Genomic DNA, 12,624 nt, shown 5'->3' with positions numbered 1-12,624 from the left:
GCTCAGCGGCGGCGTGCGCGGGTCACCCCAGCACCAGGACCACCAGCGCGGCCGTCGCCGCCGCCTCCGCCACGCCGCCGAAGACGTCGCCGGTGACCCCGCCGAACCGCCGCACGCAGCGCCCCAGCAGCAGGTGCGCCACACCGAGCGCGACCAGCACGGCGGCGGCGTACCGCAGCGCGGCGTACGGGCCGTACGCCAGGCCCGCGCCGCCCGCGCAGACGGCCGCCACCGCGCCCGCGAGGGTCCATGCCGCCCACGCCGGGACCGTCCCCGCGACCGCCGCGCCGAGCCCGTCGGGGCGGGCCGGGGGAACTCCCGTACGGGAGGCGAGCGTCAGGGCCAGGCGGGCGGCGACGGCCGAGACGGCGGCGCCGGCCGCGCCGTGCGCCCACCCGGCGGCGTACAGCCCGTGCAGCGCGGCCACCTGGGCGAGGAGCGTGAACAGCAGTGTGACGACGCCGAACGGGCCGATGTCCGACTGCTTCATGATCCGCAGCGCCTCTTCGGCCGGTTTTCCGCTGCCCAGGCCGTCGGCGGTGTCGGCGAGACCGTCGAGGTGCAGGCCGCGGGTGAGGACGGCGGGTACGGCGGCGCTCGCCACGGCGGCGAGCAGCGGCCCCGCCCCGAGCAGCAGCAGGACGCCGCCGACGGCCGCCGCGCCGAGGCCCACCGCGAGCCCGGCCAGCGGGGCGCACAGCATTCCGGCGCGCGCCGCCTCCCGGTCCCACCGGGTCAGGCGTACGGGGAACACGGTCAGCGTGCCGAAGGCGAAACGTATGCCGTCCCCGAGGAGGGAGGCCGCGGCGAGGAGAGAGGTCACGGCGCGCACGCTAGTCGCCCGGGGCGGCCGGTAAGTTGCGCTTTACGCACAAAAGCACCCAGAGGGGAAGCGAGTGGCATGGGTCACTGGTGGTATCGCAACATCCTGGAGCCGGGGAAACTCCCCCTGCTGCTCGCCCTGCTCTCCTTCATCCTGACGTTCCTGATCACCCGCACCATCACCCGGCTGATCCGTGCCGGCCGCGGCCCCTTCAGGAACGTCTCACCCGGCGGCCTGCACATCCACCACGTGGTGCCCGGCGTGATCCTCATGACGATCGGAGGCTTCGGGGCGGTGGCCACCGGCGCGCACGGCATCAGCTCGGGGCTGTGCGCGGTGATCTTCGGGATCGGCGTCGGGCTGGTCCTCGACGAGTTCGCCCTGGTCCTGCACCTCGACGACGTCTACTGGAGCGAACAGGGCCGCCAGAGCGTCGAGGTCGTGGTGGTCACCGCCGCCGTGGTCGGCCTGGTCCTCATCGGGTCCGTCCCGTTCGGGGTCGACGAACTGACGCCCGACGAGGAGCAGGGGCGGGGCGTGGTCGTCCTCAACGTCTGCGTCAACTTCCTGCTGGCGGTCGTCGCGCTCACCAAGGGCAAGCTCCTCACCGCGCTGTTCGGCGCGGTCGTGCCCCTCGTCGCGCTGATCGGCGCCGTCCGGCTGGCCAAGCCGGGCTCCCCCTGGGCCAAGCGCCTCTACCGCCGCCGTCCGAGGGCCCGGGCCCGGGCGGCGCTGCGGCTGTGGCACCACGACCGCCGCTGGTCGGGGCTCAGCCGCAGGTTCCAGGACCTGATCGGCGGGACCCCCGACCGCACGCCGTCGCCCGGTGCGGGCGACCGGACGCCGTCGTCCGGCGCGGACGAGGGGACGCCGTCGTCCGGCCGGAAGTGACCGCGCACGTCACCGGCGCGTCTCCAGGTGCTTGCGGTGCATCCACCTCGGCAGCCCCGGCGCCTCCAGGAACCCTTCGGCGCGGGCCGACGCGAGACCGATGCGCAGCAGGTCGCTGCTCTTCTCGAAGAGCATGAACCGAGGTTCCCAGATCGGCCGGTACTTGGCGTTGGCCCGGTACAGCGACTCGATCTGCCACCAGCGCGAGAAGAAGCTGAGCAGGGAGCGCCACATCCGCAGGACCGGCCCCGCGCCGAGCTTCGAGCCGCGTTCGAAGACGGACCTGAACATCGCGAAGTTCAGCGAGACCTGCGTGATCCCGATCTTCTCGGCGGACTGGAGCAGTTCGATGACCATGAACTCCATCAGGCCGTTCTCGGAGTCCCGGTCACGCCGCATCAGGTCGAGGGACAGGCCGTGCGGCCCCCACGGCACGAAGCTCAGCACGGCCCTCAGCCTCCCCTGTCCGTCGGTGCATTCGAGCATCACGCACTGCCCGTCCGCCGGGTCCCCGAGCCGGCCGAGCGCCATCGAGAAGCCGCGCTCGGTCTCCCCGTCGCGCCAGTCGTCGGCCCTGCGCAGCAGCTCGGCCATCTCGACCTCGGGGATGTCCGCGTGGCGGCGGATCCGGACCGTGTAGCCGGCCCGCTTCACGCGGTTGTACGCCTGGCGTACGGTGCGCATGGCGCGGCCCTCCAGCGTGAACTCGTCGATCTCGACGATCGCCTCGTCGCCCAGTTCGAGGGCGTCCAGGCCGTGCCGGGCGTAGACGATGCCGCCCTCCTCGCTCGCGCCCATCACGGCGGGGATCCAGCCGTGCTCACGCGCCTCGGCCAGCCACGGCTCGATCGCGCCGGGCCACGCCTCCGGGTCGCCGATCGGGTCGCCGGACGCCAGCGACACGCCGCCGACGACCCGGTAGGTGACCGCGGCCTTGCCGGTGGGGGACCAGACGGCGCTCTTCTCGCGGCGCAGCGCGAAGTAACCGAGGGAGTCGCGGTCGCCGAACCTGTCGAGCAGGGCGCGCAGTCCGGCCTCGTCCTCCTCGGTGATCGGGTCGACGGTCCTGCGGGAGCGGAAGGCGGCGTACAGCACGGCGAGCAGCAGCAGCGTGCTCATGACGTTGATGGCGACGTTGACCCAGCCCGGCGTGGTGATGCCCTGGAAGCGGGCGTCGTCGGGGGCCAGCGACACCAGCCGCATCACGCCGTACCGCCAGCGGTCGGGGAAGGAGGACCGGGCGTCGTCGGGCGCCGTGTTGCTGGCCGTCACGAGGAACGTGGCGATCAGCGACGTGACCAGCAGCCCGCCGAGGGCGACGACGGCGGCCAGCACGGGGTTGGAGCGGTCGCCCTTGGCGTAGAACTCGCGCCGGCCGAGCAGCAGGGCCACGACGAAGGCGGCGGTGAGGATCAGGGAGACCCAGTTCTGCCAGTACCGCCGGACCTCGGGGAAGAGCATCGCGAGGGCGAAGAGCAGCAGGAAGCTGCCGCCGAGCGCGCAGTTGAGGATCCAGGCGGCGCGTTTGCGGCGCCGCATGGTGATCGCCAGGAAGAGCGTGAAGGCGCCGGAGGCGAAGCCCGCCGTCAGCAGGTACGGGGTGAAGTAGTCGTCGGTGTTGTGGCGCCGCAGATCCTGGCCGAGCGAAACCCACACCGCGCTCAGGAAGTTGACGAACGTCACGACGCGCAGATACCAGACGGCGAACGCCGCGGCGCGGCGCGAGCGGGGGGTGCCGCTGCGGTTCGCCGGGCTCGTTCGGTTCGTTCCTTCGGTGACCAAGCGGACTTCTCCCATGAAAGGCGATGATATGGGGCATTACGCCGTCGGGAGCGTGTGTGCGGCCGGTCGTCGCCGGCCGCACCCGGGCTCAGTCCGTCGCGCTCCCGGTCCCTACGGCCGCCTCGTCCGGGGCCGCGTCGTCGGCGGAGCCGTCCTGCCCACCGGGTCCGTCCCCGGCCGCTGCCTCCGCGCCGGCCGTTCGCTCGGGCAGCTCCGCCGCGAGGGCGGCGGCAGCCTGTACGAGAGGGAGCGCGAGCAGTGCCCCGGTTCCTTCCCCCACAGTGACGCCCTGGTCGAGCAGAGGGTTGAGCGCCATCCGGTCCAGCGCCTTCGCCTGGCCCGGCTCACCGCTCACCTGACCCGCGAGCCACCAGTCGGGCGCCCGGAACGCGGCGCGCTGCCCCACCAGAGCGCAGGCGGCGGACACCACGCCGTCGAGGATCACGGGCGTACGCCGCACAGCGCACTGCAGGAGGAAACCGGTCGCCGCGGCGATGTCGGCCCCGCCGACGGTCGCCAGCAGCTCCAGCTGGTCGCCCAGTACGGGCCGGGCCCGGCGCAGCGCGTCCCGGATGGCGGCGCACTTGCGCATCCACGCCAGGTCGTCGATCGGAACGCCGCCGCGCCCCGTGACCACCGACGCGTCGGTGCCGCACAGGGCGGCGATCAGGGTGGCGGCGGCGGTGGTGCCGCCGACGCTCAGATCACCGAGTACGACGAGGTCGGTGCCGGAGTCGGCCTCCTCGTCGGCGATCGCCATGCCGAGGCGGACGGCCTGCTCGGCCTCCTCCGCCGTGAGCGCGTCCTCGATGTCGATGCGCCCGGAACCGCGCCGTACCCGGTGGCGTACGACGTCCTCGGGCAGCAGCCGCGGATCGCAGTCCAGCCCGGCGTCGACGACGCGCACGGTCGCGCCGGCCCGGCGGGCCAGCACGGCGACGGGGCTCTCGCCGTCCAGCACGGCGCGCACGAGCCGGTACGCGCCGCCGGCGGGCCGGCCGGAGACGCCCAGCCCGGCGACGCCGTGGTCGCCGGCGAACAGGACCACGCGGGGCCGTTCGACGGGCTTGACCCGCACGGACGCCTGCGCGGCCGACAGCCACTCGCCCAGCTCGTCGAGCCGGCCGAGTGCGCCCGGCGGCACGATCAGGCGCTCCCGGCGTTCTTCGGCATCGCGCCGGACGCCGCCGTCGGGGCGTTCGATCAGGTCGGAGAAGTCGTCGAGGTTAAGCGAGCTCATTCGTCGAACAGTACCGGCACGTCCCCCGCCCCGGGCGGCGGTGGCGACCGGCCGCCGGGACCCGTCCGCACGCCGCCCCCGGTGAGCGGCCCCGCGGCCCGCTCACCCCCGCAGCACCATCGCCTGCCCGGCCACCACGAGCAGCACCTGTTCGCACTCGCCGGCGAACGCGGCGTTCAGGCGGCCCAGTTCGTCGCGGAAGCGGCGGCCGCTCGCGGTGGCCGGCACGACGCCCGAGCCGACCTCGTTGCTCACCGCCACCACCGTCCGCCGCGTCGCCCGTACCGCCTCCACCAGCTCCGTCACCCGTTCCCCCAGCGCCCGCCGGCCGTCCGCGGCCCACTTCGCGTCGTCCCACGCCCCGACCCGGTCCATCGCGTCGGTCAGCCACAGCGCCAGGCAGTCGATCAGCAGCGGCGGCCCGTCGGCCGCCAGCAGGGGAGTCAGCTCGCACGTCTCCTCGGTGCGCCACGCGCCCGGCCGGCGGCCCCGGTGCAGCGCCACCCGCTCCGCCCACTCCGCGTCGCCGTTCCGGGCCCCGCTCGTGGCGACGTACACCACCTCGGGAAACGTCTCCAGGCGCCGTTCCGCCTCCACCGACTTGCCCGATCGCGCCCCGCCCAGCACCAGCGTCCGGCGCGGCACGTCGGGCACCGCGTGGTACTCCCCGACGACCACCGTCGTCCCGTCCGGCACGGCCCGCGCGCCCGCCGCCGCGAGCCGCCGCTCCAGCTCGGGGCCCGGCGGCAGGTCGTGGTCGAGGTGTACGGCGATGACGTCCGTGGTCGCGCCGACGGCCCCCGCCGCCCGCAGCCGCGCCAGCGCGTCCGGCCGGCCCGTGACGTCGGCGACGACCATGTCGTACGTACGGCCGTCCGTCGTACCCCCGGCCGGTGCGCCGCCCGGCGGCAGGTACAGCAGCAGCTCGCCGTCCGGCGAGGTCACCTCGTACCCCGTGCCGGGCGAGTCCATCGGCACCGCCCGCACCCGGTGCCCGCTGATCAGCGTCAGCTGCCGCCCGTCCGGCACCCGCCCCGCCGCGGGCAGCCCGGGCGGCAGCTCCACCGGAGGCCCGTCGTGCGGGTGCGTCAGCAGCACCTGCCGTACGCCGGACAGCGAGTGCCCGGAACGGGCGGCGGCCAGCGCGGCCCCCGGCGTCAGGTCGAGCAGCAGGGCGCCGTCCACGAGCAGCGCGGTCGCCGCCCGGACGAGCCCGCCGCGGGCGGTGGCGCACGAGGCGCAGGGGCAGTCGGGGCGGGGCAGGCCGGCCGGGGCCCCTGTGCCGAGGAGAGTCAGTTCCACGAGGACGATCCTCCCGCGTCCCCGCCGGTGGTGCGCGCCCGGCTACTCTGCGGAGCAGGCTGTGCTGGACGAAGGCACGGGTGGGACCCGGGAGGCGACATGGCGTGGACGTGGCGGTTCGAGAAGGCCGACGGTACGGAGGTCCAGCCGGCGGTGGTGCCGGAGGAGTTCACCACGCAGGGCGACGCGGAGTCGTGGATCGGCGAGGTCTGGAAGGACCTGGTCGAAGGCGGCGCCGACCAGGTGGTGCTCTTCGACGACGGGACGAAGATCTACGGCCCGATGAACCTGCACGCGGAAGAGGCCTGACGGACCGGCCGCCGGCCGGTTGAGTCGGCCGGCGGCCGGGCGGCCGGCAGGGCCACGGGGCGCGTACGCCCCGACGGGCCCGAAGGACCCGGCGCCGGCGCCCCGGCCGTCGTACGGCGTGCGAGCGAGGCCGTACGGCGGCCGGGACCGCACCCTCGGCGACCGCCGCGCCCCTCAGATCTCCCCGAGCGTCACCCGAGCCGTGCGCCGTTCGTCGCCGCGCAGGTAGTCCACCCGCACCCGGTCGCCGGGCTTGTGCGGGGCCAGGGCCTCCGCCAGTGAGGTGATCGTCGTGATCTGCTCGCCGTCGAGCGCCGTGATGACGTCCCCCGCCCGCATCCCGGCCTCCTGCGCCGCGCCGCCCCGCTCGGCCGAAACGACGGCCACGCCCGACGGCCGGAAGTCGTCGTTCAGGACGGTCCGGCCCGTGATGTCCAGCGCCGCCCGCCCCGAGTCGGTGACCCTGCCGTCGCGCACGATCTGGCCGGCGATCGTCCGCACCGTCGAGGCGGGGATCGCGAAGCCGATCCCCGGCGCCGTGCCGCCGCCCGTCTGCGGGTCGCCGGCCGCCAGCGTCGGGATGCCGATGACCTCGCTGTCGAGGTCGACCAGCGCGCCGCCGCTGTTGCCGGGGTTGATCGCCGCCGAGGTCTGCACCAGGTTGGCGAGGGTCGCGCCCGTGCCGCCGCCCGAACGCCCTTCGCTGACCGTCCTGCCGACCGCCGAGACGATGCCCTGCGTGACGCTGCTCGACAGGCCCAGGGGACTGCCCATCGCGAGCACGATCTGCCCCACCTCGACGTGCGACGAGTCCGCGAACCTGGCCGGCCGCAGCCCCTCGGGGATGCTGTCCAGCTTGATCACGGCGAGGTCCTGCTCCGGGTACGCGGCGACGAGCCGGGCGCCGATCGGGGCCCCGCCGGTGGCCGCCGTGACCTTGAAGTCCCGCTCGCGGCCCACCACGTGCGCGTTGGTGACGACATGACCCCGGTCGTCGTACACGACGCCGGAGCCCAGGCTGTCGGACGCGTCGATCTGGACGACCGACGGCAGTGCGTCCCTGATCACCCTCCGGTAGTCGCTCTCCAGGTCCTGCCGCGCCACGGGCGCTCCCGCCTCCGCCGGCGCGGACGCCGCGGGGGAGCCGGAACACCCGCTCAGACAGGCCAGCACGACCGCGCAGGCCGCGGCGGTCGGGGGCAGCGGGATCCGGCGGCGCGCACGGCCGGGGTCACGTGATCCGTCCATGCCTGGAGTCTCCCTTTCGGGGGAATCCGGGGCCCGCGGGGAAGGTCCATCGGAGGGGCGCCGCCGGGTGGCGCGGTCAGCCCCGTACGCCGCACAGGTGCAGCAGCGCCGCGACCCGGCGGTAGGGGTCGGTCCGGCCCGCGCGGTCCTCCAGGGCCAGAACACGCTCCAGCTCCTCGGGCGCAAGCCGCGAGGCGTCGTTGGCGTCGCCCTCCGCGTTGTCGGTGAAGACCCGCACGCCGTACCAGGCGTGCAGCGGGGCGGCTATCCCCGCGAGCGTCGACGTCAGGGCGTCGAGCCGGTCGGCGCGCACCCGTAGGCCGAGCCGGCTGGTGTACGCGTCCGAGTCGAACGCGGCGAGCGCCCCGGCCCAGTCGCCGGCGAGCCCCGGCCGCATCGCGAGCGCGTCGGCGTTCCGTACGAGCAGGGAGAGCAGCCCGCCGGGCGCCAGCATCCTGCCCAGGCCCGCCACCATGGCGTCGGACTCCTCGACGTACATCAGCACCCCGTGGCACAGCACCACGTCGAAGCTGCCCGGCAGGAAGTGCACGCCGGTCTGCAGGCCGTCGCCCTCGACCAGGCGGACCCGCTCCCGGATGCCCTCGGGCTCGCCGGCCAGCGCCTCGCGCGCCGCGACCAGCATCTGCGGGTCGGACTCCAGCCCGGTCACCCTGTGACCGGCGCGGGCCAGGCGCAGGGCCTGGGTGCCCTGCCCCATGCCCACGTCGAGCACGGCGAGCCGCCGGCCCACCGGGAAGCGGGCCGATATCTGCTCGTCGAGCTGGCGCGCGACCAGCTCCTGGCGCACGGTGTCGCGCAGGGTGCCGACGCCCTTCAGCCAGTCGGCCGCCGCGCCCTCGAACCGGGAGATGCCTGTGGATTCTTCCGCGCTCAGGGCCGTTCCCCGCGCTTGACCTGGGGCTTCGGCAGGCGCAGGCGGCGCATCTGGAGGGTGCGCATCAGGCCGTACGCGACGGCGCCGCGCTTCGGCTCGTTCGGGAAGCGCTGGTTGAGCTGCTTCTTGAGCCGGACGACCAGGCCGATCGAGTCGATCACGATCATCACGATCACGCCGAGCCACAGCAGCAGCGCGATGTTCTGGATGTTGTTGACGCGGATCATGCTCAGGACGAGGATCACCACCGCGAGCGGCAGGAAGAACTCGGCCACGCAGAAGCGCGAGTCGACGAAGTCGCGGACGAAGCGGCGTACGGGGCCCTTGTCGCGGGCCGGCAGGTAGCGCTCGTCCCCGCTCGCCAGTGCCTCCCGCTGCCGGGCCAGGTCCGCACGGCGGGCCTCGCGCTGACGCTTCATCGCCTCCTTGCGGTTCGACGGAGCCACCGCACCGTTGCGGCGCTGCGACTGTGCGACAGCGCGCTTCGGGGTGGGGCGGCCCTTCGGGGCCTGCGGGTCACGGGACGCTTTGGAGAGGTCCACCTGCACCTTGTCGGTGGGGGCCTTCTCTTCCTTGGAGGAACGGCTACGGAACACAAAGCCCAAGGGTACGGGGTGGGGCGCATGGACCCCAGCCCGGGCGGGAACGATCCCGCAACGGTCCGTTTCCCCGACTGCCTCCTACTCCCTGAGCCGGAGCCCGGCCGACGGCAGTCGTCCTGGAGGAGGAGCACATCGGCCCGCGAACAGTGCGGTAATGGACGCAGGGCCCGTAGTGTGGGTTCAAGTGCTGGAGCTGGAGTCCGTAGTCCGTCAGAAGGGGGCGCGCGAAGCCCATGAGCGGTGTCATGAAGCGTATGGGGATGCTCTTCCGCGCGAAGGCAAACAAGGCCCTTGACCGGGCCGAGGATCCGCGCGAGACCCTCGATTACTCGTACCAGAAGCAGCTGGAGCTGCTTCAGAAGGTGCGCCGCGGTGTCGCCGACGTGGCGACGTCGCGCAAGCGGCTCGAACTGCAGCTGAACCAGCTGCAGGGCCAGTCCTCCAAGCTGGAGGACCAGGGCCGCAAGGCGCTCGCGCTCGGCCGGGAGGACCTCGCCCGCGAGGCGCTGTCCCGCCGTGCCGCGTTGCAGCAGCAGGTGACCGATCTGGAGACGCAGCACCAGACCCTCCAGGGCGAGGAGGAGAAGCTGACGCTCGCCGCGCAGCGCCTCCAGGCCAAGGTCGACGCCTTCCGTACGAAGAAGGAGACCATCAAGGCCACGTACACCGCCGCGCAGGCGCAGACCCGGATCGGCGAGGCCTTCTCGGGCATCTCCGAGGAGATGGGCGACGTCGGCCTGGCGATCCAGCGGGCCGAGGACAAGACCGCGCAGCTGCAGGCGCGGGCCGGCGCGATCGACGAGCTGCTGGCCTCCGGCGCCCTCGACGACCCGTCCGGGATGGCGAAGGACGACATCGCCGCCGAGCTGGACCGCATCTCCGGTGGTACGGATGTGGAGCTGGAGCTGCAGCGCATGAAGGCCGAGCTGGCGGGCGGCCCGACGGCGCAGCAGCAGGCGCTCGAAGGCGGCGCGCAGGACGGTACGCAGGCCCCGCAGGGTCAGCACCGGTTCGACAAGCAGTAGGCCGCCGCACGCAGCAGTCCCGCAGTCCGGCATTCCGGCATTCCGCGAAGGAGCACGTCGTGATCGTACGGATCATGGGGGAGGGCCAGGTGGAGGTGGCCGGCAGCCACCTCGCCGAACTCGGCAGGCTCGACGACGAACTGCTCGCCGAAATGGAGAGCGGGGACGAGGCCGGCTTCCGGCGCACGCTCGGCGCGCTGCTCGAGGCGGTACGCCGTCTCGGGAAGCCGCTGGCGGACGAGACGCTCGAACCCTCCGAGCTGATCCTCCCGGCCGAGGACGCGACACTCGAAGAGGTCCGCGAGATGCTGACCGACGACGGCCTGATCCCGGACTCGGCCTGAGCCCGGGCCCGGCCCCTCCAGCCACGACCGTCACGTGATGCCCCCGTACGCCGGCCCCGCCGGAAGCACGGGGGCATCGCGCTGTCCCCGTACGCCGTACCGTTGCGTGACATGACTGCCCTCGGTACGGGACTGGTCCGCTCCCGGCGCTGGCTCCACGACCACCCCCTGGCCCTGGACGCCGGCCTGGCGTTCGCCGTGCTGGTGGTGATGGTGACGGGCTCCTTCGCCGATCCGCACGGCGGGCCGAACGGGCCGACCTTCGGCACCAGGACCCCGGGAGCCGGCAGCGTCGTCCTGATGGTGCTGGGCTCCGCCGCCCTGGTCCTGCGCCGCCGCAGACCCATGGCCGTACTCGCCTTCACCGGGGTGGTCACGCTCGCCGAACTCGTCGCGGGCGACCCGCCCGCCCCCGTCGCGATGAGCGCCGTCATCGCGCTCTACACGGTCGCCTCCCGTACCGACCGCCCCACCACCTGGCGCGTCGGCCTGCTCACGATGACGGGCCTGACCGGCGCCGCTATGTGCTTCGGCAGCGGCCCCTGGTACTCCCAGGAGAACCTCGGCATCTTCGCCTGGACCGGCATCGGGGCGACCGCCGGAGACGCCGTGCGCAGCCGCCGTGCCTTCGTCGACGCCATCCGCGAACGCGCCGAGCGGGCGGAGCGCACCCGCGAGGAGGAGGCCCGCCGCCGCGTCGCCGAGGAGCGGCTGCGCATCGCCCGCGACCTCCACGACGTCGTCGCCCACCACATCGCGCTGGTCAACGTGCAGGCGGGCGTCGCGGCCCATGTCATGGACAAGCGCCCCGACCAGGCCAAGGAAGCCCTCGCGCACGTACGGGAGGCCAGCCGCTCCGCGCTGAACGAACTGCGGGCCACCGTCGGCCTCCTCCGCCAGTCCGGCGACCCCGAGGCCCCGACCGAGCCCGCGCCGGGCCTCGGCGTCCTCGATCAGCTTCTGGACACCTTCCGCAACGCGGGCCTGCCCGTCGAGGTGGCCAGACCGGACAAGGCCGCGAGCGAGCCGCTGCCCGCCGCCGTCGACCTCGCGGCGTACCGGATCATCCAGGAGGCCCTGACCAACGTGCAGAAGCACGCGGGCGAGCACGCCAGGGCCGAGGTCAGCGTCGTACGCGTCGGCTCCTCCGCCGAGATCACCGTGATCGACAACGGCGGGGACGCCCGGACCGCCGGGGGCGACGCCGAAACCGGCGGCGGCCACGGGCTGATCGGCATGCGCGAGCGCGTCACCGCCCTCGGCGGCACCCTGACCGCCGGGCCCCGCTACGGCGGCGGATTCCGCGTCCATGCGATCCTGCCGTTCCAGGTGCGTACGGGGGAGAAGACGGTGGAGAACGCGTGACGACGGCCACGACCGGCATCCGGGTCCTGCTCGCCGACGACCAGGCCCTGCTGCGCAGCGCGTTCCGGGTCCTCGTCGACTCCGAGCCCGACATGGAGGTCGTGGGCGAGGCCGCGGACGGCGCCGAGGCCGTCGCGCTCGCCCGCTCGCTGCGCGCCGACGTCGTCCTGATGGACATCCGCATGCCCGGCACGGACGGCCTCGCCGCCACCCGGATGATCAGCGAGGACCCGGACCTGTCCGGCGTGCGCGTCGTGATGCTGACGACCTTCGAAGTGGACGAGTACGTCGTCCAGTCGCTGCGTGCCGGAGCGTCCGGTTTCCTCGGCAAGGGCGCGGAGCCGGAGGAACTGCTCAACGCCATCCGCATCGCCGCGGCCGGCGAGGCGCTGCTCTCGCCCGTGGCGACCAAGGGGCTGATCGCCAAGTTCCTCGCGCAGGGCGGCACTTCGGACGAGGACGAGTCGGCGGGCGCGCGCGCCGAGCGGCTCTCGGCGCTGACCGTGCGGGAGCGCGAGGTCCTCGTCCAGGTCGCGGGCGGCCACTCCAACGACGAGATCGCCGAGCAGCTGGCCGTCAGCCCGCTCACCGTCAAGACCCATGTGAACCGGGCGATGGCGAAGCTGGGAGCCCGCGACCGCGCGCAATTGGTGGTCATCGCGTACGAGTCGGGACTTGTCCGGCCGAGGGTGGAGTGAAGGTGTAGTGGCGCGTACTCCAGACGCGGTATGCGCCGCATGAGAAAGGGACCTGGGAGCGAGCCATCTCCCTCTTCGCATGGCTGATCGTATAAGCGGG

At 73.7% G+C, this 12,624-nt stretch carries 13 protein-coding genes; 6 read left to right on the top strand and 7 right to left on the bottom strand.

The genetic code is table 11. The features are described from left to right. Window positions 1-22: 22 nt before the first annotated feature. The gene (locus tag AC07FK_RS06875) at window positions 23-823 is read right to left on the bottom strand and encodes an adenosylcobinamide-GDP ribazoletransferase (protein WP_479103227.1); all 801 of its coding nucleotides are present in this window, start codon (window positions 821-823) and stop codon (window positions 23-25) included. 78 nt (window positions 824-901) lie between these two features. Between AC07FK_RS06875 and AC07FK_RS06870 the strand changes: the two genes are divergently transcribed. Then, window positions 902-1,714 (top strand): hypothetical protein, encoded by an 813-nt coding sequence (locus AC07FK_RS06870; RefSeq protein WP_479103225.1) that lies wholly within the window; start codon window positions 902-904, stop codon window positions 1,712-1,714. A gap of 9 nt (window positions 1,715-1,723) precedes the next feature. Here AC07FK_RS06870 and AC07FK_RS06865 read toward each other — a convergent pair whose 3' ends face one another. From AC07FK_RS06865 to AC07FK_RS06855, 3 genes are all read right to left on the bottom strand, one after another. Continuing rightward, window positions 1,724-3,511 (bottom strand): phosphatidylglycerol lysyltransferase domain-containing protein, encoded by a 1,788-nt coding sequence (locus AC07FK_RS06865; RefSeq protein WP_479103224.1) that lies wholly within the window; start codon window positions 3,509-3,511, stop codon window positions 1,724-1,726. Between the two features lie 73 nt (window positions 3,512-3,584). Continuing rightward, on the bottom strand, window positions 3,585-4,736 hold the full coding sequence (gene cobT, locus AC07FK_RS06860) for a nicotinate-nucleotide--dimethylbenzimidazole phosphoribosyltransferase (RefSeq protein ID WP_479103223.1): 1,152 nt from the start codon (window positions 4,734-4,736) through the stop codon (window positions 3,585-3,587). A gap of 102 nt (window positions 4,737-4,838) precedes the next feature. Then, on the bottom strand, window positions 4,839-6,038 hold the full coding sequence (locus AC07FK_RS06855) for a bifunctional adenosylcobinamide kinase/adenosylcobinamide-phosphate guanylyltransferase (protein WP_479103221.1): 1,200 nt from the start codon (window positions 6,036-6,038) through the stop codon (window positions 4,839-4,841). A gap of 99 nt (window positions 6,039-6,137) precedes the next feature. Here AC07FK_RS06855 and AC07FK_RS06850 point away from each other — a divergent pair, with 99 nt between their 5' ends. Continuing rightward, window positions 6,138-6,347, top strand: a complete 210-nt coding sequence (locus AC07FK_RS06850) for a hypothetical protein (RefSeq protein ID WP_214977534.1) — start codon at window positions 6,138-6,140, stop codon at window positions 6,345-6,347. Window positions 6,348-6,521: 174 nt separating this feature from the next. Here AC07FK_RS06850 and AC07FK_RS06845 read toward each other — a convergent pair whose 3' ends face one another. The 3 genes from AC07FK_RS06845 to AC07FK_RS06835 form a co-directional block, all read right to left on the bottom strand. Further along, on the bottom strand, window positions 6,522-7,595 hold the full coding sequence (locus AC07FK_RS06845; protein WP_479103219.1) for a S1C family serine protease: 1,074 nt from the start codon (window positions 7,593-7,595) through the stop codon (window positions 6,522-6,524). 76 nt (window positions 7,596-7,671) lie between these two features. Beyond that, window positions 7,672-8,415 carry a class I SAM-dependent methyltransferase gene (locus AC07FK_RS06840; protein WP_479103921.1) on the bottom strand — a complete coding sequence of 248 codons (744 nt, stop codon included), beginning with the start codon at window positions 8,413-8,415 and terminating at the stop codon, window positions 7,672-7,674. Between the two features lie 71 nt (window positions 8,416-8,486). Beyond that, complete coding sequence (locus AC07FK_RS06835) at window positions 8,487-9,086, bottom strand: DUF3043 domain-containing protein (RefSeq protein ID WP_479103218.1); 600 nt, start codon at window positions 9,084-9,086, stop codon at window positions 8,487-8,489. Window positions 9,087-9,337: 251 nt separating this feature from the next. Here AC07FK_RS06835 and AC07FK_RS06830 point away from each other — a divergent pair, with 251 nt between their 5' ends. The 4 genes from AC07FK_RS06830 (at window position 9,338) to AC07FK_RS06815 (ending at window position 12,524) form a co-directional block, all read left to right on the top strand. Next, window positions 9,338-10,117: a PspA/IM30 family protein gene (locus AC07FK_RS06830; RefSeq protein WP_479103216.1), complete on the top strand. Its 780-nt coding sequence runs from the start codon at window positions 9,338-9,340 to the stop codon at window positions 10,115-10,117. A gap of 59 nt (window positions 10,118-10,176) precedes the next feature. Continuing rightward, a complete protein-coding gene (gene pspAA, locus AC07FK_RS06825) occupies window positions 10,177-10,461 on the top strand; it encodes a PspA-associated protein PspAA (protein WP_479103215.1) in 285 nt (94 codons plus the stop codon). A gap of 111 nt (window positions 10,462-10,572) precedes the next feature. After that, window positions 10,573-11,826, top strand: a complete 1,254-nt coding sequence (locus AC07FK_RS06820) for a sensor histidine kinase (RefSeq protein WP_479103214.1) — start codon at window positions 10,573-10,575, stop codon at window positions 11,824-11,826. Further along, on the top strand, window positions 11,823-12,524 hold the full coding sequence (locus AC07FK_RS06815) for a response regulator (RefSeq protein ID WP_479103213.1): 702 nt from the start codon (window positions 11,823-11,825) through the stop codon (window positions 12,522-12,524). Before AC07FK_RS06820 ends, AC07FK_RS06815 begins: the two co-directional genes overlap by 4 nt. Window positions 12,525-12,624: the final 100 nt, after the last annotated feature.

The sequence above is a fragment of the Streptomyces sp. NPDC046122 genome (genome assembly GCF_056429965.1).
Note: the sequence above shows the minus strand (reverse complement) of the source record. Positions and strands in the feature narration are given on the sequence as shown.